This window comes from Streptomyces sp. NPDC048352 (assembly GCF_040651895.1).
Lineage (GTDB): Bacteria > Actinomycetota > Actinomycetes > Streptomycetales > Streptomycetaceae > Streptomyces.
In genome coordinates this window covers 86,576-112,077 of the sequence record NZ_JBEZKZ010000001.1, presented here as the reverse complement: position 1 = coordinate 112,077, position 25,502 = coordinate 86,576, and the positions used below count along the sequence as shown (strand labels likewise).

Sequence of the window (25,502 nt, the reverse complement as noted above, 5' to 3'; positions counted from 1 at the left end):
GCGGCTCTCCCGGGCCTGCATCCACTGACCACCGGTCACGCCCTTCGAGCGCCAGCCGTCAGGGCAATGGCAGACTTCGGAGGTGAACTCTGAGCTTTATCCCGAGCTGGTCGCTGCAGGCAGCCTTGCCGCCGCGCTGGAACGACTGGCGGCCGACCTTGGTGTCGATCTCGCGGTGGTGCCCGGCGACTGGGGGGCACTCGTTTCGGCGGGCATCGCTGCGTCGGTCCCCGAGCGCAAGCCGCTGTCCGTTCACATCGGGGCCGAGAGCCGTTGGTTCGGTGTCTCCGGTTGGAGCCAGGGGGTCGAACTCATCACCGGATCCACGCCCGATCTTGCGGATGTCGTCAGGGCAGGCGTGGCGTGGGGGCAGGGCGGGAGCCTGCGGGAGCTGCGGGCGGAGCTGCCGTTTCTGCACTCCAGCGAGCGCGCCGAGGCGCACGAGCGCGGGCCGGCCGCGGTCGTGGAGCTGCAGTGGCGTTTGATACGGAATGAGGCAGCCGAGGCTCCGGATTTCCCTGAGTTCGGCGCACTCGTGGAAGCGGCTCACGCCGAACGGCGGCTGCGAGAGCTCTATGTGTTCTCCAGCCACTGGACGCTCGGCTTCAGCTCCTGCACCGGATTCCCGTTCCAGAGTGAGGTTGCCATCGCCCCGTCACATGGCGGCAGTCCGTACCGCGTCCTGAAGCACCCTCACGCCGGCGTCATCAGCGAGGCCGCCACCGCCGAAGAGGCTGTCGCCCAGGCGGTGACCCACCTCCCCGGCGGACTGGGTCCGGCCGTCATGGGCACGGCCAAAGGCAGGGAGTGACGCCAGGCGGGGGAGGCCGAAGCCCATACCCGTCATTGGCGCTTACCCATCTCCCGGCCATGTGGCTGCCGTTAGAAGCGGGCAGGCGGCGGTCGGTCAGGGCGCCCAGGACAGTCGTACGGCATCGATCTCCGAGTCGTTGAGGAGGGCCCCCCGACGAGCGGGGCCGGGCCGGTGGCCTTGGGGGGCCCACAAGTCGGAGCCCGTGCACAGGACCCAGGACCGCTCGTAGGAGAGGATCACCTTCCGGTAGGGCCGCACGCGCCGGCCTCGTTCTCCGTACCGTCGGTGGTCTCGCTCGCCGCCCGCATGCGGCGCCTGGCGCCCGCGTCGATGCCGACCCCGCGCTACGCGGCCTTCGCGGGTGAGCCGCTCACCCTCAAACAGGCGCTCCCGCCCTGCGGGCGGTCTACACCGGCGAACTCACCGCCGCTCCAGGAAGCCCTGCGCGAGGAGCTCCCCGCCTACATGGTCCCGCGCACGCTGCTGCGCCTCGCGCACCTGCCCCTCCACCCCAACGGAAAGACCGACCACAACGCGGTGCTCGCTGCCCTCGACACTGCCTCCCCCCCACGGACCGGCCCGCGGTCCCTGCCGCCGGCGCACGCCGCGTACCCCTTTCGGAAGCGGCCCGCCTCGGCGGCGCCGAGAAGGACCGCGCCCGCCACACCGCCCGCTGATTACGGCGTCCAGTTCCCCGGGCAGTTCGACGACCCGCAGATGACGACGAGCAGGCCTCGGCCCGCCTCACCCGGTCCCTGGACACCGCCGCCGAGGGTCCCCTCGCAACCGTCGTCGTGGAGACCGCCCAGGGCGAGGGCGGCATCAACACCCCCGCCCGGCCTGGCTGCGCACGCTCGCCTCCTGGACGCGGGAGCACGGCACCCTGCTGGTGGTCGACGACATACAGACGGGCTACGGGCACACGGGCCCGTTCATCTCCTTCGAACCGGGCCGGGATCGTTCCCGACATCGCCTGCCTGCCAAAGTCCACAGCGGGTACGGGATGCCCATGGCCCTGACCCTGATACGGCCCGATTACGACGTGTGGAAGCCCGGCGAGCACAACGGCACCTTCCACGGGCTGCCCGCCCCGCGCGGGCGCGGCCTGGCCTGGGGCCTGCCCTTCAACCGTGCGGCGGCCTGCTGATGGAGACGGCCGGACCGCACGACGAGGTGGCGCAGATCCTGCCACCCCTGACGGTGGCGTACGCACAACTCGAACAGGGCCTGGCCCCACTCGAAGACGCCGTCGCTTCGGTGGCGGGCGTCGAACCCCTCGTGGCCTGACCGCCCGACAGTCGGACGGACCACCCCGGCGGCACGGCCACGGGACTGACGAACGGAGAACGAATGTCGGTCGACCTCGTGGGGTTCCTCGGCGTGGTGCTGCTGGCGTACCTCGTACCCGGGCCCGACTTTCTCGTGGTGCTCCGGTCGGCGGCCGAACACCCGTCGAAGGGCCGGGCCGCCGCGCTCGGTGCCCAGACCGGGCTGTGCGTGCACATGCTGGCCGCCGCCACCGGGCTCTCGCTGATCGCCACCCGCTCCCCAGTCGTCTACGAAGCGATCAAGCTGCTCGGCGCCGCCTACCTCGTCTACCTGGGAGTCCGGGCCGTGCTGGCCGCTCGGCGGACCGCGCGCGAGCGGGCCGCCGGGCAGCGGACCGCCACCGGCTCCGACGGCCTGCCCGCGAAGGAACCGCCCCCGACCGACCCGACCCGGAGCCGGTGGCGGTCCGGCTTCAGCCAGGGCTTCCTGACCAACGTCCTCAACCCCAAAGCGGCCCTGTTCTTCCTCAGCATCCTGCCGCAGTTCGTCCACGGCGACGGATCCATGACCCGCCAGATCTTCTTCCTCGGCACCCTGGACGTCGTCATCGGCATCGTCTACTGGTTCGCCCTGGTCGCCCTCGCCACCCGCCTGCGCACCCTCCTCGCCCGCCCCACCTTCCGGCACCGCTGGGAACTCACCACCGGCTGGCTCTTCATCACCATCGGCATCGGCGTGGCCGCCACGGCATGACGCCGGGGCCGCTCCGGATCCGACAGGCCGGCTGGCATGCACCCCCGGCGCTGGGGGAGGGGCAACGTGCACGCGGGGGAGTCCTGCACGGGGCCGTGTCCGGCGCTGCCTCCCACCTGGCTTTCGAGCTGTGCAGGGTGGTGAGCCTGCTGAGCGACGAGTCGGGCCGGATCACCCTGCCCGGCTTCCACGATGCGGTGGCAGAACGGTCGCCGTCCCAAGGGGCCGCCACCGGCCGCCACCGGTCTGGGGGCGACCACCTCCCCACTCCTCGACGACCGCGGCGGCCTCTACCTCGAAGGCTGCGACGTCGCACGCGTCGTGGACCGTGACGCGCCGATGGACGACGGCGGCGTACGCCCGTACGCGATCGCCCCCGACCCGGCCGCACGGCTCTGGGACCTCTCGCTCACCGCGACCCGAGCCACCCCGATCCCCGGCTGACCACCGCCGTACCGGCTTGGCCGCGGAAGCAGGGTCCGGTCGGTCGAACCCAGCGTCCACACCGCCCAGAAGTACGGCGAAGGACTGCATCCGATCTAGTCGTCGCACGGAAGTACCGGAGGGAGATAGGACTTTTGATCTGTCGATCATCGAGACACTTCACGGTTGAGTAGAGGAGAGCCCTGTCGATGAAGAGCTTGTCGAGGTGGAGCCGATGGCTGGTGCCCGCACTGCTGCTGGTGCTCTGGCTGGGAATCGGCGGAACCCTCGGCCCCTACGCGGGGAAGCTCGGTCAGGTCGCCACGAACGACCAGGCGGCCTTCCTGCCGCAGAGTGCCGAGTCCACCCGCGTCCTGGAGGCGCGGAAGGCGTTCGAACGGTCCGAGTCGGTGCCGGCGATCATCGTCTGGCAGGCCGAGGACGGCGCTCCCGTCACCGGCGTCCAGCAGCAGGAGGCGACCGCCTCGCTCGCCGTGCTGGCCGGGAAGCCGGGGATCTCCGGACCGCCCTCGCCCGCCCTGCCCTCCGACGACCGGCTCGCGCTCCAGGCCGTAGCCCCCCTCGCACCTGATCTGGGCGACGAACTGCCGGCGGTCCTGGACGAGGTGCGTGCCGCGGCGGAATCCGTACCGGGTCTCAGCGCGCAGATCGCGGGACCCGCGGCCACCCAGGCCGATCTCGCCGACGCCTTCTCCGGCATCGACGGTCTCCTTCTGGGCGTGGCGCTCGGCGCGGTGCTCCTGATCCTGCTGCTGGTCTACCGCAGCCTGCTGCTGCCCCTGGTGATCATCATCAGCGCCGTCTTCGCCCTCGGGCTGGCGTGCGCCGCCGTCTACGCCCTCGCCGACCACGGCATCGTGCGGGTCGACGGCCAGGTGCAAGGAATCCTGTCCATCCTGGTCATCGGCGCGGCGACCGACTACGCGTTGCTGCTCGCGGCACGGTTCCGGGAGGAACTCGCCGCTCGGGGGGACCGCACGGCCGCTGTTCTCGCTGCGGTCCGCCGTTCGGCGGGGGCGATCACCGCCAGCGCCGCCACCGTGGCCCTCGGCCTGCTCGCCCTGCTCGCGAGCGACCTGACCAACAACCGGGCACTGGGCCCGGTCGGTGCCATCGGTATCGTCTGCTCCGTCCTGACCACCCTGACGTTCCTGCCCGCCGTACTGGCCCTCCTGGGCCGGACCGCGTTCTGGCCCGCCACTCCGAAAGCCGGCGACGCCACCGGGGAGGGACACCGCGTGTGGAACCGGGTGGCGGCCCTCGTCGGCCGGGCTCCACGCCGCGTCTGGGTGTCCGCCACCGTCCTCATGCTCGCTCTGGCCGCATGCGTAACGGGCCTGTCCTCCCACGGTGTTCCCCTGGACGAGATCTTCGTCAAGGACGCGCCCTCCGTCGCCGCACAGACGGCCCTCAGCCGGCACTTCCCCGGCGGATCGGGCCAGCCCACGGTGATCATCACGGACGCCGCAAAGGCCTCCGACGTGCAGGCAGCCGCCCGTGCGACGGACGGCGTCGCCTCGGTCGCACCCGTGACAGCGGGTGGCCGACCCGGTGATGGCGAGCCGCTGGTGGTTGACGGCCGCATCCGCATGGACGCCACCCTCGAGGCCGCCGCCGACAGCGACGACGCGAAGCAAACGGTCGCCGCCCTGCGCACCCGCCTCCACGCCGTCCCCGACGCCAACGCCATCGTCGGCGGCTACACGGCCCAGCAGTACGACACCCAGCGGACCGCAGCCCGCGACCGCACGGTCATCGTCCCCGTCGTCCTCGGCATCATCCTGGTCATCCTCTTCCTGCTGCTGCGCTCCTTCCTCCTTCCGCTCCTCCTCGTCGCCACCGTGGCACTGAACTTCCTGGCCACACTCGGTGTCTCCGCGCTCGTGTTCGAGTACCTGCTCGGGTTCAGCGGCACCGACTCCTCCGTTCCCCTCTACGGCTTCGTCTTCCTCGTGGCGCTCGGCGTCGACTACAACATCTTCCTGATGTCCCGGGTCCGCGAGGAATCGTTCGTCCACGGGGTGCGCCAAGGGGTGCTCCGGGGCCTGACCACGACCGGAGGCGTCATCACCTCCGCCGGAGTGGTGCTCGCGGCCACCTTCGCGGCCCTCATGGTGATCCCGCTCGCCTTCCTCGTCCAGATCGCGTTCATCGTGGCCTTCGGCGTCCTGCTCGACACGCTCGTCGTCCGTTCCCTGCTGGTCCCGGCCCTGGTGATCGACATCGGCCCGCGCAGCTGGTGGCCCAGCTCCCTGGCCCGAGGACCGCATCCCGACCTGCTGCCGAAGAACCGGGCGCCCAGCACGCCGTAGCCACGCCCCGTCGGGCAGCGGGAGGACGCCCGCGCGCACATCTGCAGGGGCCAACCGGCGGCTGTGAAATTGCTGTTCGATTCTGAGAGGGGATCTCGCGGGGCTGGGCTGCGGCCATGGGCCCGGCCCCTCTCCAGCCCGTTACCGACCCCGCCTGAAGACGTGAAAGTGCATGATCTCGCCGATCTCCACTGCACGGTCCGGCCTCGCTGTGGGGCGGGGAGGAACGACCGTACCCGGGGTGCGGACGTGATCGCTGCCCGACCGGCGAGGACGCTGCGGTGTCTCACCAGACCGGTCGACGTGCCGTAACGGGTGGTCAGACGCGTGGAGTTGAGTCGTATGGGTGACCCACCCGGTGCGCCGGAAGGTGGCCGGGGCGAGGCTGTTCACCCTTAGGGCAAGCGTCCAGGCACGTCCGCGAGTGCAGAAACGTCACCCGCTGGAACCGATCACCCGATACTCCTGGTCCGGACCCTTTCGGCCCGTCCGAGGGTCTTGTGGTCGCCGCCGTCGGGGACCCGGCCGAGTTTCTTGACGTTGATGTGGACGAGTTCGCCGGGTCGGGCGCGTTCGTAGCGGCGGACGGGTTCGCCGGTGGCCCGGTCGAGTGCGGCCAGGGGCGGCAGGCCGTGGCGGGTCAGGATGCGGTGGGCGGTCGAGGCCGCGATGCCGCACCGGGCGGCCAGCCGCAGGGGCCCGATCCGGTGCTCGCGCCGCAGGCGGATGACGTGTTCCTCCACCTCGGCCCGGCTCCTGCCGGCTGGTGGTGGGGGCGGCTGGAGCGGTCACTCATTCCGGCGACACCGAGCTGCCGGTAGCGGGTGGCCCAGCGGGCGGCGGTGGTGTGGCTGACCTGGAAACGCTCCGCTGCCCGGCGCACGGGCCAGCCGTCGTCCACGACACAACGGGCAAGACGCAGACGTCCAGTCTCGGTCAGCGGGGCATTACGGTGGACCACGAGGGCCTCCTGATCTAGGTGCAGATGTCGCAATCCACACCCAGCCAGAAGGCCCTCACCCTTTCAAGAACCCAGCACGCGTGTCACCAACGTCCCGGGACAACACACCTAGGGCTAGACCCGGCCGAGACGAGGCACTCGAGAAGCGCGCCCGCGTGATCTTAAGACTATCCCGGCCGCGACCGGCCCCATCCGTCCGTGCTACGGATTAGACAGTTCCTCCACCGCTACCTCCCACTCCTTCTCCTTCTTCATTGCAGCAAGCCAGGCGTCCCTGGCTCTGTCGACCTCGTCCCCCTGGTCCTCGATCGCCGCCTCGTCCGGAGGCTGTGCGCTTCCAACTCGTCAAGTTTGTGTTGAGCGGCGTCAAGCTCATGCAGCCGGACAATCGTGTTCGTTTGGCCTTCTCAAAGCCAGCCTTGGCGTGACGGCAGATGGGCAGTGGTCCTGCATCTGTACTCCTCGGGAAACGCACTCGACGTACGGAACGGGGTCGGGGTCCGGTCGCGTGCCAGGTATGAGCGGACGCGGCCGCCCGCCGTCCCACAAGCTCATGTCCGCTCCGCTCCAGGTAAGGGAGCCCGCACCCGCGCGGGGAGATGTTGCGCTGTTCGGCGGCCGCACTCCTGGGCCGGCGACGGCACCGCCGTCCATGTCGGACCAGCACGACGGCCGCTACGTCCACCGGCGCCACGCCCCCGACAACCCGACCAGGACTAGGTCCGGCCGAGATGAGGCGGTCCAGGAACGCGCCCGCATGATCCTAGGACCGTCCTGGCCGCGACCGGACCCATGCGTCCGTGCTACGGATTACACAGTTCCTCCACCGCTACCTGCCACTCCTTCTCAGTCTTTCTTGCCTTCAGCCAGTTGTTCCTGGCGGTGTCGACCTTGGCCTCCTGGGCCTCGATCGCCGCCTCGTTCGGGGGCTGTACGGCTTGCAACTCGATGAGCTTGTGTTGAGCGTCGTTCAGGTCTTTCAGCTCGGCAGCCGTCACTTCCTTGGCCTTTTTGAGGCCGGCCTTGGCATGCTCGCAGGGGGGCGGTGTACCCGGCATCTGTCCTCCTCGGGAAACGCGCTCGACGTACGGGGCGGGATCGGGGGCTGGCCGCGTGCCAGGTATGAGCGGACGCGGCCGCCCGCCGTCCCACAAGCTAATGTCCGCCCCGCTCCAGGCAGGGGAGCCCGCACCCGCGCGGGGAGAGGTTGCGCTGTCCGGCGGACGTACCCCGGGGCCGCGGTGCGGCGGCCGTCTTCATCTCGCTTGTCGCCCATGCCCGCAAGAAGAGCCCTGGGTGGCTTGCCGAGGCCAGAAACCGGCTTTGACCTGCAAGGTGACAAGCGACAAGACAAGACAAGCGACAAGCCGCACGACAAGCGACACGACAAGCAAGGCACCGGCTGGCACCCCCGCGAGGGTGCCGGCCGCCTTCGTTGAAGGGACCCCGTTGTGCACTTCCAGACCCCGCATGAGAGCATCACCCCCGCCCCCTGGGTGCCTGCCGAGCAGCCGGTGATCCTGCCCGCGGACATCCCGCCGGGGGTCGACTGGGTCCCCCTGCCCAACGGGGTCCGCACCCTCGCCTACACCCAGACCACGCCCCCGCCGCCCGCGCCGGTTCAAACCTCGCAGCCCATCCCCGCGTGGGCCAAGACCACCGCCTTGCTCGCCCCCACCGTCGGCGCCGGCATCAGCGCCGCCGGTTCCGGCGGATCGACGACGCACACGCCCGCAGCGGCTGGCACGTGTACAAGGCCCCGGCCCGGCCGGTGCCGTCCTCGTCGGGCGGGATCACCCGGCTCGGGCCCGGCATCGACGTACGGGCGCCGGGCCACGCCCACGGCGGGTCGTCATCGGCCCGGGCTCCGTTGTCGGCGGCCACACGTACGAGGTGGGGCGGGAGGCCCCGACCGGGCGCTCCTGGACTGGATCGGGCCGCTCCTTCGGACCAGCGGGAAGTGAGGGGCAGATGATCGAGTTCGAATCCCCGAGCAAGGTCGCGTTCTCACTGATCAAGGCGACCGCCCTCGATGAAGCCGGCCACCACGGGGAGGGGCCGCCGAACTGGGGGATGCACCGCACGCTCACCGCTGCGGTGGAGGGATGGGAGGCGGAGGGAACCCTTATCGAGAACTCCTTGCTCCTGGTGGAGTGGCTAGCCGTCGAGCTGTCCGCCTACCTGCTCACCCAGCTCGGCGACGAGGAGAAGGTCACGCGCTGGCTCCGTGACTTCGGAGACCAGGGCTGCCAGACACAGCAGCATTCCCACCCTGCCGGGCCCACCGCGATCGAGATCCTGTCCGTCGTCACCGCCGACCTGGACTCGCAGCTCGGCCCCGCCGTGCGCCTCGCCTCCATTGGAGGTCCGTACCTGGCCTACCTGCGGGACGGCCGCGAGGTGGATGACGCCCGCGAGCTGGCCCTCACTCTCGGCTCGTGGGCGGGCTCGTGCGTTGCACAGCTCATGCGCGGCGACAGCGCACGGATCGCCGAGTACTTCGAGCACAAGCTCGCTGGTGGGGCACAGCGGTGAGGTGGAGGTCTTGCGCGGGTATGGGCTCGACGGCGGGTACCGCGACGTCCTTCCGGCCCTCCCGGGGGCCGCGCCCGCCGCCACCTGACCGGCGGCCGTGACCAGCGTCTCACATCCGGACGCCTGGGGGAGAGGTCCCTCGTCGGGGGCGGTCTCGAGACCGGGCCGTGTCGCCCCGGCGGCAGCGGCATTGACCGGGCATGAACATCATCAAGCGCGTGGCGGTGGCCGCGCTGGCCGCGGCGGCGGTGGCGGCGCCAGCCGCTCCCACCGCGACGGCCGCGCCGGCCTTCAAGTGCGCGTCTAGCACACAGGACATCAACGACAGCAGCTATGACGGGCCGTGGCCGGACAACTGGAAGATCACGGTCAAGACGTGCGCGGCCCGCTGCGGATGCGCCCTGTACGCCTACGCCGAAGCGACTGGGACGGCACCGCGTTCCGCGAAGTGGACGATGTGACGATCTGCCGTACGGCGGTCCGCTGCCGGGCCGTGTGGTCCGGCGCGCCTCAGGGTTGGGGATGGGGGCCGGCGGTTGGTGTGAAGGTGGGGACGTGGTGCTGCGGCCGCCGGTCGTATCGATGCTGGCGCAGGCCGCCGAGACGATCCCGGCCCCGCACCGTTCCGGCCCGGGCTGGCCTACGAGCTGAAGTACGACGGTCACCAGCTGCTCGTCTTCACCCCCTCCGAGCCGGGCGGGCGGGTGCTGCTCCAGACCCGCCGTGGCGCCTTGGTCCAGGACGCGTTCCCCGACCTGATGGCCGCAGCCGCCCAGCTGCCCGCCGGCCTGGTCCTCGAGAACCCGCAGCCTTCCGCAGCGTGAACACCTCAGCGGGCCGTGGCCCTGCCAGGCGGGCTGTCACCGTACGGTTCGGCAGCCCACCATGCGCGAGCAGTGATCTTCATCGTGGTGACCGGGCCGGGGCGGACGTAGGGTGCCTCGTCATGAACAGCGAGACAGACAGCGCCCAGTTGCACGCTATGGCCAGTACCGCCGGATACGGTGAGACGGCGGAGGCTCTTGCCGAGCAGTACGAGAGCGTGGCCTTCAACGAGGTACACTGCGAGGTGCTTCACTTGTTCCCCTCGCAGCCCAGCTCCGTGCTGGATGTCGGGGCGGGCAGCGGACGCGACGCGGCGGCGCTGGCCGCTCTGGGGCACCAGGTCGTCGCCGCCGAACCCACCGCCGAGCTACGCGCGCTGGGTCGGCGTATCCATGCCGACCAGGAGATCGAATGGGTCGATGACGCACTTCCCGAGCTTCTTGGGCTGACCGCACAAAAGCGCCGCTTCGATCTGATCCTCCTGACCGCAGTCTGGATGCATCTCGATGAGCGACAGCGCACCTCGGCCATGGCCCGCCTGGTCAGCCTGCTCGAGACCGAAGGCCGGGTGGTCCTCTCGCTGCGTCATGGCCCGGTCCCGGCGGGCCGCCGTATGTTCCCCGTCTCCGCTGAGGAAACCATCAGCCTCGCCCACAGCTACGGCCTGGACGTCGTCCACGAAGCTCAGCGTGATGATCCGCACGGGCGTCCTGGAGTGGCATGGACCTATCTCGGCCTTCAACTCGATGCAGGACGGAAACTTCCTGGCATCACCACCCAGCAGTAGCCGCTGCGCCTCCCCCAAATCCGCAGGAATTGACAATTTCTCCGCCGGGAGCGGTTCGGGCTGCTGTGGCATCAGGGGGCGGTGTGGGTTAGTTCGTCGGTGACCATGTCGTCGTCGTGGTCACGGTCGAGGAGTCGGCCGTACGCGGCGACCGCGCGGTCCAGGCGCTCGGTCTCGGCGCGGACCTCGCCGAGCCGGATGCGGGCGACGTCGGCCTCAAGCTCGGCCATTGGCAGGTGTAGGTAACTTCCCAGCCGGGCCCGAGACATCGCGGGGTAGAGGCTGTGGGAGTCGGCGTGCAGGCCCTGAGGCGATCGTCACATCGGATGTGAGGCCCTGCGCCGTCACGAGAGTCCTCGCCGACCCCGCCGAGCTCCCACGTACCCTTCGGCGACAGCTCGAAGCGGGCGCCCTGGCACTCCAGCGAAACCCGCAGGTCAGACAGCAAAATCCTGATGGAGTACTAAGGGTGACGTCGGGTATGGGAACTGTCCGGATGCCTGGTGCCGGTGATCACATGTAGTCGAAGAAGCGGTGCCACCACAGCCGCTGCCAGTCGTCCATCTCTGTCGATCCGCCGTATCGCTTCCTCAACAGGTGGCGGGGCATCCAGACGCAGTCGAGTGCCTCTGCGGCGGCTTTGATCCGGCTGCGGTCCTCGTCATGCAGCCCGCCGGCGGGCTCTGGCGTGTCGGCTCTGACCCCTCCTGCACCCGCAGTGATCAAGGATCCAAAGTTGCTGAAGCGGACGACGACAAGGTCACGGCTCTTCGTGGCGATGGCCGGGATGACGATGTCACCGTGGAAACTGGCATCTTGCACTCCCCGATCAACGGAGCATGCGCAGTCGAATGCCTGGTCGATGTCTCCGGCAAGCCGATCGAAGCGGGCCCGGGTGGCGACATGATCGTAGTCCCGAGGGAATTCCCAGTGCTCCGGATCATCCAGGTTCCGCAGCAGAGACAGCAGGCGCTGGTCATCGACGGTCATGTACTTCTCCCAGTGGTCGGAAAGGTTGGTGCGGTGGTGATGGCCCGGCCCCGACCGCCGACGGGTCGTCAGCCGAGGAAGTGAATCTACGTCCAGGCGGCCCGTTCACCGCGTGTGGCGTGTTCGACCTCAGCAGCTGATGCCGACACCGGAAAGACCCTTTCCACCCGGTCGTCAACCATCCGACGGACAGTCCCGCACGGAGCCAGCGGCCAGGGAGCATCTGCCGCCGTCCTTTGTCCAACGCATCACCACGTACGACCCTGCCGACCGCGAGGAGCCTGGGCGCTACACCGGGAGGACACGGTCAGCGACCACGGGCCGATGGAAGCGGCGTACCTGGCGGCGATCGCGGCCTTCGCGAAGGCCGCGGGCATCGACCGGCTGGAGATGAGCGACGGAGGCTGCCGACAAGGACTTCCGGGCGCGCGGGCACGCGCAGATGGCTTCACGCAGACGGTGCTCCTGAAGGAGGCCTACGTCCGCAACGCCGCACGCTGGCACCGCCTCACGCCGGAGAACTGGACTGGCACGCCGCATCGGCGTCAGCAACGCCACAGCCTCAGCCGTACGCGCCGCTGGTCTCCTCACCACCACGCGCACAGGCCGTTCGTGTACCACGCGCGAACGCCCTTGGCGGAGCTGCTGCTGACCGGTGGCACTGCCGACGGCTGACCCGGGCAGGGGGACGCGCTGGCCGCATGCCCCGGGGCGCACCAGGGCTCATGGGAACCCAACGGCCCCCGCTCTGACTACGTGCTCCGTTCAGACACACCTGCAACATGGCCAGAACTCTGCCAGACACCACTGGAACCTTTCACGGCCCGCACTCAACCGAGCGCAGACCGCCCACGGGCTAGGCCGCCAGGACGCCTCGGGCGGGTTACGGGGGGTTGCCGCACCCTGGAGCCGTTCGTAGAGCCGTACGCGTCCGATCTCTTGCCCGTCTGGCAGCAGCAGCGTGATCCGGGCGGGCGGTAGTGCGGGGTCGGTCACCGTCAGGGGCGGGTCAACTGCTCCTACCGGGACTGTCGGCACGACGCACAGAGTGAGTTCTCTGGGGGAGCAGGTGTGGCGCGAGGCGGAAGACGGGAGTCTGTGCAGCTCAGCGCGCGGAGTGTTCACTGTAGTTGCTGCAACAGGTGTAGGGCTATCGCCGGTTCGGGTGAGTCATTTCTCCCGGCTGAGGGGGCGGGCCCCGAAGGCTGTGACAGCGGCAGTGATCGACAGGGCGGCGAGCAGTGCGAACAGGGCCGGGTAGCCGCCGAGGGGTCCTGAGAGGAGGGCGCCGGTGAAGGGGGCGAGGGCTGCCGCGGCGTGGGCTGGTGCGCCGAGGAGTCCGGAGAGTCGGCCGTAGTGGGTGGCGCCCCAGCGGTCGGTGACGGCGGTGGCCTGGAGGAGGGTGAGGTTGCCGCGGATCACCCCGGCGAGGACGGATACCGCGACGAGTAGGGCGTAGGGGCCGGCGACGGTGGCGAGGGCTGCGGTGGTGAGGGCGCCGAGGGCGATCAGGGTGACGGTGCGGGCGGTGACGCCGAGGTGGCGGGCGAGGGTCGCGTAGAGGGTGCGGCCGAGGGTCTGGCCGGCGCCTCCCAGGCCGAGGGCCCATGCGGCCTGGGTGGTGGTGTAGCCGCGTTCGAGGAGTAGGGGGACGAGGCCGATGACGACGGCGTACATCGCGAACGCGGACAGGGTGAAGGTGACGGCCAGCATCCCGAACGCCCGGCTGCGCACGACTTGCTCGTTGCCGCCGGAGTGCGGCGGGCTCGGCGGGGCCGGCGGCCAGGGGGCTTTCAGCGCGAGGGCGTGGGCCGGGACGGTCAGGATGGCGAGGATGCCGGCGAGGACCGTGTAGGTGGCGCGCCAGGACATGTGGTTGGCGAGTATCGCGGTCAGGGGTGCGAAGACGGTGGAGGCGAGGCCGCCGGCGAGGGTGACGATGGTGAGGGCGCCGATGTGGTCGGGGGCCCACCAGCGGGTGAGGGCGGCGAAGGCCGGCTGGTAGAAGGTGGCGGCCATCGCTGCTCCGGCGAGCAGCCATCCGGCGAAGAAGGCGGCCAGGTTGGGGGCGGCGGCGATCACCAGCAGGCTCATGGCCCCCAGCACAGAGCCGGCCGTCATGACGGTGCGGGGCCCGCGGTGGTCCAGGACGCGGCCGACGTGGATCCCCGTTATGGCGGAGACGACGAGGGCGGCGGAGAACGCCGCGATGGTCGCGCCCGCGCTCCAGCCGGTGTCGGCCGTGATGGCCGGATTCAGGACGGGGAAGGCGTAGTAGACGATGCCCCAGCTGGTGATCTGAGTGAGGCAGAGGGCGGGCAGCACGGCGCGTGGCCGCGACCCGGCCCCCGTCCCGGTCGCGGCCGCGCCGCTTTGCAGGTCGCTCACCTCAGCAGCCGCCGGAGGAAGCGGGGGCGGCGCCGATGGTGAGGGTGGCCGGGGCCGCGCAGCATCCGCCGCCGCTCTGCTCGGCAGCCTCGGGCTCGTCGAAGAGGCCCGCGCCGCCACACACCCCGGTCTCGGGGAGGGTGAGTTCGACGCGCTCGGCGGCCTCGTGGTCGCCGGCGAGGTGGGCGGCGATGGAGCGGACCTGCTCGTAGCCGGTCACGGCGAGGAAGGTGGGGGCCCGGCCGTAGGACTTCATTCCGACGAGGTAGACGTCCTTTTCCGGGTGGGAGAGCTCAGCCTGTCCGTGCGGGTAGACGGTGCCGCAGGAGTGCTGGTTCGGGTCGATCAGCGGCGCCAGCTCGACCGGGGCCTGGAGACGCTCGTCGAGGCGGAGGCGCAGCTCGTTCAGGGAGGCGAGGTCGGGGCGGAAGCCGGTGAGCACGATGACCTCGTCCACCGCCCCCAGCCGGCGCCCGTCCTCGCCGACCAGAACCAAGCGACCCTCGCCGTCGCGCTCGAAGGCGTCGGTGCGGAAGCCGGTGACTGCGTCCGCGTAGCCCCCATCCACCGCGGCCTTGGCTGCCAGTCCCAGCGCGCCGCGGGCGGGCAGCTGGTCGGCTTCACCGCCGCCGAAGGTGGAGCCGGAGATGCCGCGGCGCAGGATCCACACGGCCTTGGTGCCGGCGCCGTCCTCGGCCTTGGCCAGGTCGGCGAGGTAGGCGAGGGTGGTGAAGGCGGAAGCGCCGGAGCCGATGACGGCGGTGCGCTTGCCCGCGTAGCGGGAGCGGACGGCCGGGTCCTTCAGGTCGGGGACGCGGTAGGTGATCCGGTCGGCGGCCGCGTTCTCGCCGAGGGCGGGCAGTCCGCTACCGCCTGCGGGGCCAGGGGTGGACCAGGTGCCGGAGGCGTCGATCACGGCGCGGGCGAAGAGGCGCTCCTCGCGGGCGTCAGTCGCCTCGATGTGGATCACAAACGGCTGGGTGTCGCGGTCCGCATCCACGATGCGGTCGCGTCCGGTGCGGGAGACGCCGGTGACGCGGGCGCCGAAGCGGACGCGGTCGCCGAGGACGTCGGCGAGGGGCTGGAGGTAGAGCTCGGCCCAGTCCCCGCCTGTGGGGTAGGAGGCGTCATCGGGCTTGACCCAGCCGGTCGGGGCCAGGAGCTTCTCGGCGGCCGGGTCGACGACCTCACCCCAGCGCGAGAACAGCCGTACGTGGGCCCAGTCGCGGGTGGCAGCTCCGGCATGGGGGCCGGCTTCGAGGACGAGGAAGTCCAGGCCGCGGTCTTCGAGGTGGGCGGCGGCTGCCAGGCCGACGGGGCCGGCCCCGATGACGACGACGGGCAGGCCGGTGGTGGCGGGCGCGGTCATGGTCGGCTCCTCATTGCTTCGATGTCTGTCGATGCCTTGCGTGATCAGCATGGCACCTGTTTCGATGTACGTCAACATAGACATTCATCGAATCCGCAGGGGTCGACGCGGAGTACGTGGAAGCCGTAGTCGTCGGCGGCGGGCAGTCGGGCGTTGCCGCCGCGCACGCACCGTTCAAGCAGGGTGTGGCGCCGGTGGCGCTGAAGGCGTCGGACCGGGCTGCGGGATCGTGGCGGGGTGAGCATCAGGACAGGCGTGGTGGTCGCCACGTCCGGGAGCTTCGGCCGCCCGTGCCAGTCCTCGCTGCCGGGGCTGGAGGTCTTCACCGGGCAGGTGCTGCACGTCGCCGACTACCGCGCCCCCGCCGAGTTCGCCGGGCAGCGGGTTGTCGTGGTCGGCGCGGGCAACTCCGCGGTCCCGGTCGCCGCCGAGCTCCCCCCGGGGGGCGTGCGAAGCCGGCGACGCGCGCGCCGGTGAAGGTCGCCCGCCAGCGGCTGCTGGAGCGCGACCTGCCTTTCTGACTCACCCGCACCGGCCTCCATACCGCCCCGCTCGGCGGGCTTCTGCGTACCCCGCCCGCGCAGCCGGTGCTGGACGACGGCCGCTACCGGGCCGCGCTCGCAGTCGGCCTTCCGGACCGCCGCCCGATGTCCACCGGTCTGGAGGGCGGCAAGGTCACGTGGGCGGACGGGAGCACGGAAACCGTGGATTCGATCATCCTTGCCACCGGCTACCACCCCACCTCCCCTACGTCGCCCACGTGGACGAGGCCCTCGACGCCTCCGGCCGGCCCCCGCACCGCGACGGCGTCTGTCTCGCGCATCCAGGGCTGGCGTACGTGGGTCTGGAGTGGCAGCGCGGCCTGTCCTCGACCTCCCTTCGCGGGTGCGGGCGGGATGCCGAACGGGCGGCCCGCCGTCTGGCTGGCTACCTCGCCCGATCCTGAGGCCCTTCCCCCATTGGTTCGACATATGTCAACATAGACATATGTCGAATGCGAAGGCGTTGCCGCTGCTGGAGCCCGAAGCCGTCGCCGCGTGCTGCCCGCCGCTGAACGAGCGCCCGATGTCGGCGGACGAGGCCGAGGTCGCGTCAAAGATGTTCAAGGCGCTCGGCGACCCCGTGCGTCTGCGCCTGTTCTCCGCCGTCGCCTCCCACGAGGGCGGCGAGGCGTGCGTGTGCGACATCTCGGACGTCGGCGTCTCCCAGCCGACGGTCTCCCACCACCTGAAGAAGCTGAAGGAGGCCGGCCTGCTGTCCTCCGAGCGGCGCGGGACCTGGGTGTACTACCGGGTCGAGCACTCCGTGCTCGCCGCCATGGGCGCGTTGCTGGCCGGCGCCGCGAAGGCGGCATGACCATGGTGGTTCGGATCGTCCCGATGCTTCCCGAGCACGCCGAACGGGTCCTGGCGATCTACCAGGCCGGTATCGACGAGGGCAACGCCACCTTCGAGACCACCGCCCCCGACTGGGAGTCGTTCGACGCCGCGAAACTGGCCGAGCACCGCTTCGTCGCCCTGGACACGGACGAGGCGGTGCTGGGCTGGGTGGCGGCGAGCGCGGTATCGGACCGCTGCGCCTACGCCGGGGTGATCGAGCACTCCGTCTACGTCCACCCTGACGCCCGCGGCCGGGGCGTGGCCGGCGCCCTGCTGGACACGCTGATCTCCTCCACGGAGAGGGCCGGAATCTGGACGATCCAGTCAGGGATCTTCCCCGAGAACACCGCCAGCCTCGCCCTCCACGTCCGTGCCGGCTTCCGTATCATCGGAACCCGCGAACGCATCGGGCGCCATCACGGCGTCTGGCGGGACGTGGTCCTGCTGGAGCGCCGCAGCACCGTCCTGGCATAGCGCGCGGTTCACGCCGGCGCAGGCTGGTCCGGCGAGGGCCGACATCCGCGCAGGGCAGTCGAATCCTGGGCTCGGAGGTCCGCACCAACCGCCGGAAGACACGTGGTGGGATGCCTCGAAGCTACGGACCGGCCGTAGCAGGAGGGCTGGTGACCAGCGAGGATGCTGTGATGCACACCGAAACGGCCCTCGACCGCCTCCGCCCGACGCACACCGCACCCGTGGTGTTCGCTGCGGGAGCGGCGATCGGGGTGTTGGGCGGGATGATCGGGCTGGGCGGCGCGGAGTTCCGTCTGCCGCTGCTGATCGGCCTGTTCGGGTTCGCGGCGCTCTCGGCGGTCATCCTGAACAAGGCGATGAGCCTGGTCGTGGTCCTGGCCGCGTTGCCTGCCCGGCTGGCCGCTGTCCCGGCCGCCGAAGTGGCCGCCCGCTGGCCCGTCGCTGCCAACCTCCTGGCCGGCAGCTTGCTCGGCGCGTGGGCCGGAGCCTCCTGGGCCGTCCGGATGCGCTCCGCCACCCTCTACAAGGTCCTGTCCGTCCTCATGGTGCTCATGGCGGCCGCCCTGGTCCTCACGCACACCCCCCTACTGGGCACGCTCGCTCTGCCGCTGGGGGCACAGATCCCCGCCGGTATCGCGGCCGGCTTCGGAATCGGCGTCGTCGCGGCCATCATGGGCGTCGCCGGCGGCGAACTGCTGATCCCGACGATCGTGCTGCTCTTCGGGCAGGACATCAAAACGGCCGGCAGCCTCTCCCTGCTGGTATCCCTGCCGACCATGCTCGTCGCCTTCGCCCGCTACAGCCGAGACGGCAGCTTCGCCGTCCTGGGCTCCAACCTCCGGTTCATCGCGACCATGGCCGCGGGCTCGATCGCGGGCGCGGTCCTGGGCGGGCTGCTGCTCGGGGTGTTCCCGGACATGGTCCTGATCCCCGCGCTGGCCGTAATCCTTCTCGTGTCCGCGTACAAGCTGGCCCGACACGACTGATCGTGGCACCGAACGCCCCGTACTTCGCGCCGTATGAGGGGGCGTCAGGTGAGCAGGTCGCGGATCTGGCGGGCGCCGTCGCGGGCCGGGCGGCCGACGCCGATGAGGGTGGCGGAGGCGGGGCCGGTCCAGTCGCCGTACCCGAGCAGGTGCAGGCGCGGTTCATCCAAGGCCCGCGTGCCGTCGGTGGCGATGTGGCCGCGGCTGCCGCGCAGGCGCAGGCCGGCGAAGGGGGCGAGCGCTGGCCGGAAGCCGGTGCACCAGATGACCGCGTCCGCCTCGGCCTCAAGGTCGTCAGCCCACTCCACACCCGTGGTGGTGAGCCGGCTGAACATCGGCCTGGTCGTCAGGAGTCCGGCGTCCCGGGCCGCACGGACCGGGGGTACGGCCACGATGTCTCCGAGCGAGGCGACGCCCCCGGTGTCGGTGCGGCCTTCGTCGAGGGCGCGGCGGCGGGCGGTGGCGTGGTCGAACAGGGCGCGGCCGTCGATGTCATCGGCCAGGTAGCGCGGCGGGCGCTGGGTCACCCAGGTCAGCTCCGCCGTACCGGCGAGGTCGGCGGCGATCTGCGCGCCGGAGTTCCCGCCGCCCACCACGATCACGCGCTGCCCGGCGAACTCGGCGGGGTGGCGGTACTGGACCGTGTGGAGCTGCCGTCCGGTGAACTCGCGACGGCCCGGGACGGCCGGCAGGAACGGGCGGGTCCAGGTCCCGGTGGCACTGATGACGGCGCGGGCCTGCCAGTCGCCGCCCTCGGTCTCGACGCGCAGGAACGCGCCGTCGCGGTGGACGGCATCCACCCGCACGCCGCGCTCGACCGGGAGCTCGTACCGTTTCTCGTAGTCCGCGAGGTAGGCCACTACGTGCGCGGCGTCGGGGTAGAGGTGCCCCTCCTGCACGGGCATCAGCCGGCCGGGCAGCGAGGAGTACGCCGCGGGCGAGAACAGGCGCAGCGACTCCCAGGTGTGCTGCCAGGCCCCACCGGGTGCCGTCTGGGCGTCGAGGACGACGTGCTCGATGCCCAGGCGGCGCAGGTGGTAGCCGGCGGCGAGCCCTGACTGGCCGCCGCCGATCACCACCACGTCCGTACGCCGGCTCATGCCGCAGGAGCTCCGGTGTCGGTCTTCCCGCGCATGAAGATGACCGCGACCAGCGACAGGCCGACGACCACCCCCACCAGCTGCATGCCGATGAAGCCGGCCACCGACGACGGGGCGATGCCCGCGAAGGTGTCGGTGAAGGCGCGGCCGATGGTGACGGCGGGGTTGGCGAAGGAGGTGGAGGACGTGAACCAGTACGCGGCGCCGATGTACGAGGCCACCGCGACCGGCGCGAACCGCAGCCGGTCGGTCTTCGCCAGCCCGAAGATCAGCAGGATCAGGCCCGCCGTGGCAACGACCTCGCCGAGCAGCAGGTTCCCGTGGGACCGGTCGTGGGTGGACCACTTCGCCAGCGGCTCGCCGAACATGGCGTCCGCGAGGATCGCACCCGCGATGGCTCCGGTGATCTGGGAGGGCACGTAGACGGCGAGCTCGCGAGCGGTGACGCCGGCGCCGCCGCGGCGGGCGGTCCACCACTCGGCCAACGTGACGGCCGGGTTGAAGTGGGCGCCGGAGACCGGTCCGAGGAGGGCGATCAGGACGCCGAGGCCGAAGACGGTGGCGGTGGAGTTGGCCAGCAGTTGCAAGGCGACGTCGTCGGTGAGCTCGGTGGCCTGGATGCCGGAGCCGACCACGACCGCGACCAAGGCGGCGGTGCCGACCAGCTCGGCGGCGGCGCGGGCGATCAGCGGAGTGCGGGGCGGGGTCGCGCCGGGCGCGGGCTGCGGCGACGAATCGGCGGCTATGGCGTCACTCGCGGCGGGCTCGGTGCCGATCACGGCGGGTTCTCCTCGGGCAGGTGAAGGCAGGGCGCGGGATGGCTATGGGCAGGACCGCTTGAGGTTCGCTTCGGCGGTGGCGCGCGCGGTCGCCGCAAGGTTGGCGAACTGACCGGCGAGCAATTCGATGACTTCCGGACGCAGGCGGTAGTAGATGTACCTCCCGCATGGCTCCGTATCGACGACCCCGGCCTCGCGCAGCACCTTCAGGTGGTTGGAGAGGTTCGTCTGCTTGGCACCCGTCTCCTCCACGAGGTGGGTGGTGCACAGCGTCTCGCGGGCGAGCAGGGTCACGATCTGGAGCCTGAGCGGGTCGGCCAGAACCCGGATCAGATCAGTGTCGACTGATGTCATCATGGGCTGATACTGTCACATCATCGAGGGCTGACACCAGTCCGGGCTGAACCATGCCGCAGGTTCGCGGTATGCGACGGCCGCGCCTGCCATGAAGGAAAAGCCGATGTCCGCGAACCCGCTCGCGTCTGTTCTCTTCGTCTGCATCCACAACGCCGGCCGCTCCCAGATGGCCGCGGGCTTCCTGCGCCACCTCGCCGGAGACCGCGTCGAGGTCCGTTCCGCCGGCTCCATGCCCGGCGAGAAGATCAACCCCTCCGCAGTGGCCGCGATGGCCGAACTGGGCATCGACATCTCCGACCAGACCCCCAAGGTGCTGACCCCCGAGGCCGCCCAGGCGTCGGACTACATCATCACCATGGGCTGCGGCGACGCCTGCCCGTACTTCCCCGGCAAGACCTACCTCGACTGGCAGCTCGAAGACCCGGCCGGCCAGGGCGTCGAGGCCGTCCGCCCCATCCGCGACGAGATCAAGGGCCTCATCGAGGGCCTGATCGCCGGGATCGACGCCAAGAAGACCTGAGGCCGGCGGGATCGACACGACCCCCACCGAGGGCATACGCGACGTCGCCATCATCGGCTCCGGCCCCGCCGGATACACCGCCGCCCTCTACACCGCCCGCGCCCAACTCAAGCCCCTGAGTTCTTCTTCCACACCCGCTTCGCCCGATCCGTCACCGTCGTCCACCGCTGCTCCAGCCTGCGCGCCTGCAAGGTTCGACAGCGAAATCGCCGAGATTCAGGAAACGAACGGCATGCTCTCCGGCGTCGTCCTGTGCGGCACCTTCACCGGAAAGCTCCGCGACCTGGAGGTCGCCGGCCTCTTCATCGCCATCGGCCATGACCCGCGCACCGACCCCTTCACCAGCCAGCCGGAGCTCGACGACGAGCGCTATCTCGCCGCCCGCCGTACACAGGCCGAGCCGATCACGGTCCCCGTCAGTCGACGCGGCACGGCCTCGATCGCCGACCGTGCCGCGCCCACCCTGGCCGTCTCCCAGAGACCGACCGGGGCGGTGCAACGCTGGAAGAGAGCGACCAACGAGAACGCGGAGGCGGCCGATGAAGGCCCTGTGGGTCGGAGCCATCTCGTTTGGTCCAGTGACTTCTCTGAACTGACCGGCAGCCTGCATGCGACAGCAGCCCGGCACCCTCACTCGTGCCGGGCGGCTGTCGTCGGCTACGGGTGTCCGAGGAGCCAGCTGCCGGGGGCGTCGGGGTCTTCGCTGGCCAGGTACTCGCGCCAGGTGGCGTAGTACTCGTCGCGGCTGATGCGGCCGTCGCCGTCGCGGTCCATCTGCTCCGTGGCGGTCTTGGCGTCCTTCTCGGACATGCCCCACACCTTCCAGATGAGGTCGATCTCCTCGCCCTGGAGAACGCCGTCGCCGTTGAGGTCGGCGGTGTCGAACTCGGCGTCGAGCGCGGGGCGGAACGTCTTGTCGAGGAGGCCGAGGTCGGCGACGTGGCGGTGAAGACCGGCATGGAACTCCTCCCTGCTGACCCGTCCGTCGCCGTCGGTGTCCATGGCCGCGCCGATGTTGTGGTGGACCTGCTGGTAGGCCTGGTGGAGTGCCCTGGCCTGGGCGGAGCCCTCGACGTGGCCAAAGCCGGAGGAGAACTCCCGGGCGGTCCTGGCCCAGTCCCCGGGCTCGGTGTAGCCGTTGCCGTCGGTGTCCAGCAGGTCGAAGAAGCGGTTGAACTTACGTGTCCGCAGATCGGTCGCCGTCGCCATCAGTGCCTCGGCAGGTGAGTGGAGATCGGGTCGAAGCGGATCTTTCCGGGTCGCCGCCGGGCAAGGCCAGCGGATCCGGCTTCGACCACGCAACGGCCGATTCCCTGCCATGAACACGTACCTGACGCCTGGCCACATACCCCGCGGCGGACGGCGCGAGACTGCCTGGGCGTGGTTCACGCCCCCAGGCGGGCGAGGAGGAGCATGTACCGGCCGCTGGTGTCCGGCAGGTGGCGCACGGTCTCGAAGCCGTGCCCCGACAGCTCGCCGTCGAGCTGTCGACGCTCTGGTCGGCGAGCGCACGCAGGCCGATCTCCACGCGCCGCTCGGGCGCGGACCAGGCGACGTGGTGGGCGTAGGCGTCGAGGTCGAAGTCGGTGCCCAGGTCACGGTTGAGGATGCGCAGGCAGACCGGCGAGCTGGGCCAGCAGGTGGGCGAGCTCGTCCACCACCTCCTGGTCCTCGCCGTCGGGCAGCGCCTCCAGCGTCTGCGCGTCCATCACCACCGTCCGCTTGCCGCCGCGCTGTTCCCGGCGACACTCGTCGACGGCCAGGTTCCGCGCGGCGGTCCGTAGGTACGCCATCACGTTCGTATCCGCCGGCAGCTCACCCTCCGCCACCTTCACGCCCACCCGCAGGAGCGCTTCCGCCACCACGTCCTGACACGTCGCCAACGACAACGACCGAAACGAACGCCGCAGCACGTATGGGCTGAACTTCATGAACGCCGGAGCCGCCGCCAGCAACCGCTGCGCATCGGGCTCCGGCACGGACCCTTCGTCCGCACCGGCACCGGCACCGGCACCGGGTCCGAGCTGCTGTTCCGTGTCGGGGTCCGGCGCGAACTCCTCTTCCGCCCCACCGCCTGCCACGGGCCCCGCTCCCCGTCCGCCGGACCGGAGCCGGCGCCCGCACCGATGACCGCGGGGGAGTCGGCGCTCGATCCGCACCACGGTCTTTGTGGCCACGGCCAGCTCCACCCGCACCACCGCAACCTCCTGCGCTGCGCCACCGCACTGCTTCGGCACCACGGGCTCGGCGGTCGCTTCACGGCGGGTGTCCCGGCGGCCGGTAGTACCGCGCCGGCAAGACTCGCAAGAGCGACCAGAGCGTGCACCGCGCTCACGGCGGTCGGGACGTACCCGATCCACTCCAAGGACGGCATGTTTAGTGGTTCTCCATCTACTTGGCGGGACGCGGTCGGCGTGATCGCGTCCTCGCCTCGCAGACGAACCCCACCGTGCACTTCTCCCCCCGCAGCCCCCCGATTCACCCAAGTGAGTGAAAGAAGGGCTGCCCCCGTGCTCCGGCGCACGCCAGGACCGCTGCCGAGCCACACCACCGGACGGGTGTTGGTGCTGGGTCCGGCCAGCGGGGAGAAGCCCCGCGCTCGGCCGCGCCCTGACCGTCGTGCAGTGGCGTTTCGGCGGTGAATCGGACAGCCCGGGGGAGTGAACTGTTGCTCCGCGCCCTGGTGCTGCTGTCGGGGTGGCCGGTAGAACCACCGCATGATGATCTTGATGCGGGCCGTAGCAGCGGCCGCTGCTCTCGCCCTGTCCTTCCCCGCGACGACCGCGCTCGCCACCGAGCGGCCGGCCGTGGTGCCGCAGGTGCTGCCGATGGGGGTGGCGGTCTCCGCACTTCCGCTCGCGGTCGAGGACCGGACCGGCTACCAGCGCACCTCGTTCCGGCACTGGAATGCCGGTGACCAGCCCGACGACGGTTGCAACACGCGTGCTGAGGTGCTGCTGTCCGAAGCTGTCGTCGAGCCGGAGATCGGGCCGGGCTGCACGCTGACGGGCGGGGTGTGGTGGTCGTACTACGACGAGCAGGAGGTGACGCCTGCCGGGGCGCTGGACATCGACCACATGGTGCCGCTGGCGGAGGCGTGGGACAGCGGGGCGTCGGCGTGGACGGCGGCGCGGCGGGAGGCGTACGCGAACGACCAGGGCCAGCCGTCGAGCCTGGTGGCGGTGACGGCCCGGTCGAATCGCAGCAAGGCGGATCAGGATCCGGCCCAGTGGCTGCCGCCGTCGCCGGATGCGCTGTGCCGGTACGCCGCCGAGTGGACCGCGACCAAGCTCCGCTGGGGCCTCGCCGTCGACGAGGCAGAGCAGCACCGGCTGCTGGACATTGCGGCCGGCTGTGGCGGCACGGACGTGGAGTTCACCCCCGCCCCGTAGTGCCGAGCACCGTAGAGGGTGTGGCGGCGCCAAGTCCCGGTGACAGGGCTCGGCGCCGTCACCGGATCGATCACCACACTTTGAGCGGCCTTTCTGACCCCTGCCAGCAGCCAGGAAGTCGGCCTGCGCGGTCGTGCCACCCACATCGAGGGGGAAGCTGTCGAGTTCTTCTGCCTCTGCCGTCTCCATGCGCCATGGTCGGACGGGGCCGGCTGCCGATGGCGGGCCCGTCGCGCGAAAAGGGGACGTCATGGCCGACGGCAGGAAACGTGGACGACGGTGGAGTTCGGGACCTCCCACGAGGGCTGGGTCGGGGTACTCCTGTCGGACGGCACGGTTCCGCGACCGGCGATCTTCGACACCGGGTCGGGCCCGGACGTTCACCAGACGTCGCACTGGGCCGTCTACGACGGCCGCTTCCCGCACATCCCGCGCGCGGCCACCCTGCACGCGGTGTGTTCGTGCGGATGGAGTGGCCCCGAGCACCCCCTGGACTGGGACACGATCGGCACACGCGCCCTAGAGGACGCCGCCGACGAGCAGGCGGACGCATGCTGCCGGGACTGGGACAAGCACACGGTCGTCGTCGAGGCGGCCGCGATTCCGCTGCCCGCGCCGCTCACCGGCCTCCTGGACCAGCTGGAGGCAGAGATCGGCAAGCTCGGCACCTCTTCACCTCTTGCCGCGGTGCGCGCGGTCCGTCTGCTGGAGCTGACCGCCAGGGAGGCCGGTTATGAGCCCACCCGCTGCGTGCAGCATGATTCACCCGGCGCAGGCGGCGGCCGCGCTCGGCCTCACTGAGGCGGCAGCCCGCAGGGAGCTGGCCCGCCTAGGACGCTGGAACGTCAACCAGCGCTGAGATCTGGCGCCCAGGAGTCCGGCACGGCAGTGTCCGGCGCGGTGCGCGGGCCGCTGGGAAGATGGCCGAGCCTTTGGTGGACATGCGGAAAGGGCCGCAGCCTGGCCGGAAGCCGGAAGCCGGAAGCCGGAAGCCGGAAGCCGGAAGCCGGAAGCCGGAAGCCGGAAGCCGGAAGCCGGAAGCCGGAAGCCGGAAGCCGGAAGCCGGTA

At 70.8% G+C, this 25,502-nt stretch carries 27 protein-coding genes and 4 pseudogenes; 19 read left to right on the top strand and 12 right to left on the bottom strand.

The genetic code is table 11. The features are described from left to right. Positions 1-82 precede the first annotated feature (82 nt). The 6 genes and pseudogenes from AB0D45_RS00520 to AB0D45_RS00495 all read left to right on the top strand — a co-directional run bounded on the left by AB0D45_RS00520 (position 83) and on the right by AB0D45_RS00495 (position 5,592). A complete protein-coding gene (locus tag AB0D45_RS00520) occupies positions 83-811 on the top strand; it encodes a DUF6193 family natural product biosynthesis protein (RefSeq protein WP_362454546.1) in 729 nt (242 codons plus the stop codon). 847 nt (positions 812-1,658) lie between these two features. Further along, a complete protein-coding gene (locus AB0D45_RS00515; RefSeq protein ID WP_362454744.1) occupies positions 1,659-1,961 on the top strand; it encodes an aminotransferase class III-fold pyridoxal phosphate-dependent enzyme in 303 nt (100 codons plus the stop codon). Beyond that, positions 1,961-2,101: a hypothetical protein gene (locus AB0D45_RS00510; protein WP_362454544.1), complete on the top strand. Its 141-nt coding sequence runs from the start codon at positions 1,961-1,963 to the stop codon at positions 2,099-2,101. The genes AB0D45_RS00515 and AB0D45_RS00510 overlap by 1 nt, the downstream gene beginning before the upstream one ends. A 63-nt stretch (positions 2,102-2,164) precedes the next feature. Next, complete coding sequence (locus AB0D45_RS00505) at positions 2,165-2,836, top strand: LysE family translocator (protein ID WP_362454542.1); 672 nt, start codon at positions 2,165-2,167, stop codon at positions 2,834-2,836. Positions 2,837-3,070: 234 nt separating this feature from the next. Next, a pseudogene (locus AB0D45_RS00500) lies at positions 3,071-3,280 on the top strand (oxidoreductase); the annotation flags it as partial. Positions 3,281-3,468: 188 nt separating this feature from the next. Continuing rightward, a complete protein-coding gene (locus tag AB0D45_RS00495; protein ID WP_362454541.1) occupies positions 3,469-5,592 on the top strand; it encodes an MMPL family transporter in 2,124 nt (707 codons plus the stop codon). A 482-nt stretch (positions 5,593-6,074) separates the two neighbouring features. Here AB0D45_RS00495 and AB0D45_RS00490 read toward each other — a convergent pair. After that, positions 6,075-6,553 (bottom strand): annotated as a pseudogene (locus tag AB0D45_RS00490) (leucine zipper domain-containing protein); the annotation flags it as partial. A gap of 803 nt (positions 6,554-7,356) precedes the next feature. Next, the gene (locus tag AB0D45_RS00485; protein ID WP_362454539.1) at positions 7,357-7,611 is read right to left on the bottom strand and encodes a hypothetical protein; all 255 of its coding nucleotides are present in this window, start codon (positions 7,609-7,611) and stop codon (positions 7,357-7,359) included. A gap of 393 nt (positions 7,612-8,004) precedes the next feature. Between AB0D45_RS00485 and AB0D45_RS00480 the strand changes: the two are divergent. From AB0D45_RS00480 to AB0D45_RS00465, 4 genes and pseudogenes are all read left to right on the top strand, one after another. Continuing rightward, positions 8,005-8,271: pseudogene (locus tag AB0D45_RS00480) on the top strand (hypothetical protein); the annotation flags it as partial. Between the two features lie 253 nt (positions 8,272-8,524). Continuing rightward, the gene (locus AB0D45_RS00475) at positions 8,525-9,088 is read left to right on the top strand and encodes a hypothetical protein (RefSeq protein WP_362454537.1); all 564 of its coding nucleotides are present in this window, start codon (positions 8,525-8,527) and stop codon (positions 9,086-9,088) included. Positions 9,089-9,288: 200 nt separating this feature from the next. Next, positions 9,289-9,549 carry a hypothetical protein gene (locus AB0D45_RS00470; RefSeq protein ID WP_362454535.1) on the top strand — a complete coding sequence of 87 codons (261 nt, stop codon included), beginning with the start codon at positions 9,289-9,291 and terminating at the stop codon, positions 9,547-9,549. A gap of 485 nt (positions 9,550-10,034) precedes the next feature. Further along, positions 10,035-10,700, top strand: a complete 666-nt coding sequence (locus tag AB0D45_RS00465; RefSeq protein ID WP_362454533.1) for a class I SAM-dependent methyltransferase — start codon at positions 10,035-10,037, stop codon at positions 10,698-10,700. Between the two features lie 71 nt (positions 10,701-10,771). On the opposite strand, the gene AB0D45_RS00460 is transcribed toward AB0D45_RS00465, so the two are convergent. Next, on the bottom strand, positions 10,772-10,930 hold the full coding sequence (locus AB0D45_RS00460) for a hypothetical protein (protein ID WP_362454531.1): 159 nt from the start codon (positions 10,928-10,930) through the stop codon (positions 10,772-10,774). Positions 10,931-11,213: 283 nt separating this feature from the next. Further along, on the bottom strand, positions 11,214-11,690 hold the full coding sequence (locus AB0D45_RS00455; protein ID WP_362454529.1) for a hypothetical protein: 477 nt from the start codon (positions 11,688-11,690) through the stop codon (positions 11,214-11,216). Positions 11,691-12,014: 324 nt separating this feature from the next. Between AB0D45_RS00455 and AB0D45_RS00450 the strand changes: the two genes are divergently transcribed. Beyond that, positions 12,015-12,365, top strand: a complete 351-nt coding sequence (locus AB0D45_RS00450; protein ID WP_362454527.1) for a hypothetical protein — start codon at positions 12,015-12,017, stop codon at positions 12,363-12,365. A gap of 495 nt (positions 12,366-12,860) precedes the next feature. On the opposite strand, the gene AB0D45_RS00445 is transcribed toward AB0D45_RS00450, so the two are convergent. Then, a complete protein-coding gene (locus tag AB0D45_RS00445) occupies positions 12,861-14,078 on the bottom strand; it encodes an MFS transporter (RefSeq protein ID WP_362454525.1) in 1,218 nt (405 codons plus the stop codon). A gap of 1 nt (position 14,079) precedes the next feature. Beyond that, positions 14,080-15,447, bottom strand: coding sequence for an FAD-dependent oxidoreductase (locus AB0D45_RS00440; RefSeq protein ID WP_362454523.1), 1,368 nt, complete (start codon positions 15,445-15,447; stop codon positions 14,080-14,082). A 237-nt stretch (positions 15,448-15,684) separates the two neighbouring features. Between AB0D45_RS00440 and AB0D45_RS00435 the strand changes: the two genes are divergently transcribed. The 4 genes from AB0D45_RS00435 to AB0D45_RS00420 all read left to right on the top strand — a co-directional run bounded on the left by AB0D45_RS00435 (position 15,685) and on the right by AB0D45_RS00420 (position 18,286). After that, a complete protein-coding gene (locus tag AB0D45_RS00435) occupies positions 15,685-15,924 on the top strand; it encodes an NAD(P)-binding domain-containing protein (RefSeq protein ID WP_362454521.1) in 240 nt (79 codons plus the stop codon). Positions 15,925-16,434: 510 nt separating this feature from the next. Further along, the gene (locus AB0D45_RS00430) at positions 16,435-16,803 is read left to right on the top strand and encodes a metalloregulator ArsR/SmtB family transcription factor (RefSeq protein WP_362454519.1); all 369 of its coding nucleotides are present in this window, start codon (positions 16,435-16,437) and stop codon (positions 16,801-16,803) included. Continuing rightward, entirely contained in the window at positions 16,800-17,300 is a 501-nt protein-coding gene (locus AB0D45_RS00425) for an N-acetyltransferase family protein (protein WP_362454518.1), read from the top strand. Before AB0D45_RS00430 ends, AB0D45_RS00425 begins: the two co-directional genes overlap by 4 nt. 170 nt (positions 17,301-17,470) lie before the next feature. Further along, positions 17,471-18,286: a sulfite exporter TauE/SafE family protein gene (locus AB0D45_RS00420; RefSeq protein WP_362454516.1), complete on the top strand. Its 816-nt coding sequence runs from the start codon at positions 17,471-17,473 to the stop codon at positions 18,284-18,286. Positions 18,287-18,330: 44 nt separating this feature from the next. On the opposite strand, the gene AB0D45_RS00415 is transcribed toward AB0D45_RS00420, so the two are convergent. Genes AB0D45_RS00415 through AB0D45_RS00405 form a run of 3 tightly spaced genes read right to left on the bottom strand, consistent with a single transcriptional unit; the run spans position 18,331 to position 20,522 of the window. Next, the gene (locus tag AB0D45_RS00415; protein WP_362454514.1) at positions 18,331-19,386 is read right to left on the bottom strand and encodes an ArsO family NAD(P)H-dependent flavin-containing monooxygenase; all 1,056 of its coding nucleotides are present in this window, start codon (positions 19,384-19,386) and stop codon (positions 18,331-18,333) included. Then, a complete protein-coding gene (locus AB0D45_RS00410) occupies positions 19,383-20,165 on the bottom strand; it encodes an MIP/aquaporin family protein (protein ID WP_362454512.1) in 783 nt (260 codons plus the stop codon). The genes AB0D45_RS00415 and AB0D45_RS00410 overlap by 4 nt, the downstream gene beginning before the upstream one ends. A 42-nt stretch (positions 20,166-20,207) precedes the next feature. Continuing rightward, on the bottom strand, positions 20,208-20,522 hold the full coding sequence (locus AB0D45_RS00405) for a metalloregulator ArsR/SmtB family transcription factor (RefSeq protein WP_362454510.1): 315 nt from the start codon (positions 20,520-20,522) through the stop codon (positions 20,208-20,210). A 103-nt stretch (positions 20,523-20,625) separates the two neighbouring features. On the opposite strand from AB0D45_RS00405, the gene AB0D45_RS00400 reads away from it, so the two are divergent. Continuing rightward, positions 20,626-21,042 (top strand): arsenate reductase ArsC, encoded by a 417-nt coding sequence (locus AB0D45_RS00400; protein WP_362454508.1) that lies wholly within the window; start codon positions 20,626-20,628, stop codon positions 21,040-21,042. Between the two features lie 126 nt (positions 21,043-21,168). Beyond that, positions 21,169-21,418 (top strand): annotated as a pseudogene (locus AB0D45_RS00395) (thioredoxin-disulfide reductase); the annotation flags it as partial. Between the two features lie 281 nt (positions 21,419-21,699). Here the strand turns inward: AB0D45_RS00395 and AB0D45_RS00390 are convergent. Genes AB0D45_RS00390 through AB0D45_RS00380 form a run of 3 tightly spaced genes read right to left on the bottom strand, consistent with a single transcriptional unit; the run spans position 21,700 to position 23,123 of the window. Beyond that, entirely contained in the window at positions 21,700-22,251 is a 552-nt protein-coding gene (locus AB0D45_RS00390) for an EF-hand domain-containing protein (RefSeq protein ID WP_362454506.1), read from the bottom strand. Further along, entirely contained in the window at positions 22,220-22,636 is a 417-nt protein-coding gene (locus AB0D45_RS00385; protein ID WP_362454742.1) for a hypothetical protein, read from the bottom strand. The genes AB0D45_RS00390 and AB0D45_RS00385 overlap by 32 nt, the downstream gene beginning before the upstream one ends. Position 22,637: 1 nt before the next feature. Further along, positions 22,638-23,123, bottom strand: a complete 486-nt coding sequence (locus AB0D45_RS00380; protein WP_362454504.1) for a hypothetical protein — start codon at positions 23,121-23,123, stop codon at positions 22,638-22,640. A 639-nt stretch (positions 23,124-23,762) separates the two neighbouring features. Here AB0D45_RS00380 and AB0D45_RS00375 point away from each other — a divergent pair. Together AB0D45_RS00375 and AB0D45_RS00370 are read left to right on the top strand one after the other, a co-directional pair. Next, positions 23,763-24,434 (top strand): HNH endonuclease family protein, encoded by a 672-nt coding sequence (locus AB0D45_RS00375; protein ID WP_362454740.1) that lies wholly within the window; start codon positions 23,763-23,765, stop codon positions 24,432-24,434. Positions 24,435-24,713: 279 nt separating this feature from the next. Then, positions 24,714-25,235 (top strand): hypothetical protein, encoded by a 522-nt coding sequence (locus tag AB0D45_RS00370; RefSeq protein WP_362454502.1) that lies wholly within the window; start codon positions 24,714-24,716, stop codon positions 25,233-25,235. The last annotated feature ends 267 nt before the right edge of the window (positions 25,236-25,502 follow it).

Coding starts and splice junctions, on each gene's coding strand:
- AB0D45_RS00485 (WP_362454539.1), bottom strand. CDS start 7,611: ATGCCGGGTACACCGCCCCCCTGCGAGCATGCCAAGGCCGGCCTCAAA.
- AB0D45_RS00375 (WP_362454740.1), top strand. CDS start 23,763: ATGATCTTGATGCGGGCCGTAGCAGCGGCCGCTGCTCTCGCCCTGTCC.
- AB0D45_RS00430 (WP_362454519.1), top strand. CDS start 16,435: ATGTCGAATGCGAAGGCGTTGCCGCTGCTGGAGCCCGAAGCCGTCGCC.
- AB0D45_RS00475 (WP_362454537.1), top strand. CDS start 8,525: ATGATCGAGTTCGAATCCCCGAGCAAGGTCGCGTTCTCACTGATCAAG.
- AB0D45_RS00400 (WP_362454508.1), top strand. CDS start 20,626: ATGTCCGCGAACCCGCTCGCGTCTGTTCTCTTCGTCTGCATCCACAAC.
- AB0D45_RS00470 (WP_362454535.1), top strand. CDS start 9,289: ATGAACATCATCAAGCGCGTGGCGGTGGCCGCGCTGGCCGCGGCGGCG.
- AB0D45_RS00390 (WP_362454506.1), bottom strand. CDS start 22,251: ATGGCGACGGCGACCGATCTGCGGACACGTAAGTTCAACCGCTTCTTC.
- AB0D45_RS00465 (WP_362454533.1), top strand. CDS start 10,035: ATGAACAGCGAGACAGACAGCGCCCAGTTGCACGCTATGGCCAGTACC.
- AB0D45_RS00425 (WP_362454518.1), top strand. CDS start 16,800: ATGACCATGGTGGTTCGGATCGTCCCGATGCTTCCCGAGCACGCCGAA.
- AB0D45_RS00450 (WP_362454527.1), top strand. CDS start 12,015: ATGGAAGCGGCGTACCTGGCGGCGATCGCGGCCTTCGCGAAGGCCGCG.
- AB0D45_RS00440 (WP_362454523.1), bottom strand. CDS start 15,447: ATGACCGCGCCCGCCACCACCGGCCTGCCCGTCGTCGTCATCGGGGCC.
- AB0D45_RS00495 (WP_362454541.1), top strand. CDS start 3,469: ATGAAGAGCTTGTCGAGGTGGAGCCGATGGCTGGTGCCCGCACTGCTG.
- AB0D45_RS00505 (WP_362454542.1), top strand. CDS start 2,165: ATGTCGGTCGACCTCGTGGGGTTCCTCGGCGTGGTGCTGCTGGCGTAC.
- AB0D45_RS00455 (WP_362454529.1), bottom strand. CDS start 11,690: ATGACCGTCGATGACCAGCGCCTGCTGTCTCTGCTGCGGAACCTGGAT.
- AB0D45_RS00405 (WP_362454510.1), bottom strand. CDS start 20,522: ATGATGACATCAGTCGACACTGATCTGATCCGGGTTCTGGCCGACCCG.
- AB0D45_RS00510 (WP_362454544.1), top strand. CDS start 1,961: ATGGAGACGGCCGGACCGCACGACGAGGTGGCGCAGATCCTGCCACCC.
- AB0D45_RS00460 (WP_362454531.1), bottom strand. CDS start 10,930: ATGGCCGAGCTTGAGGCCGACGTCGCCCGCATCCGGCTCGGCGAGGTC.
- AB0D45_RS00415 (WP_362454514.1), bottom strand. CDS start 19,386: ATGAGCCGGCGTACGGACGTGGTGGTGATCGGCGGCGGCCAGTCAGGG.
- AB0D45_RS00420 (WP_362454516.1), top strand. CDS start 17,471: ATGCACACCGAAACGGCCCTCGACCGCCTCCGCCCGACGCACACCGCA.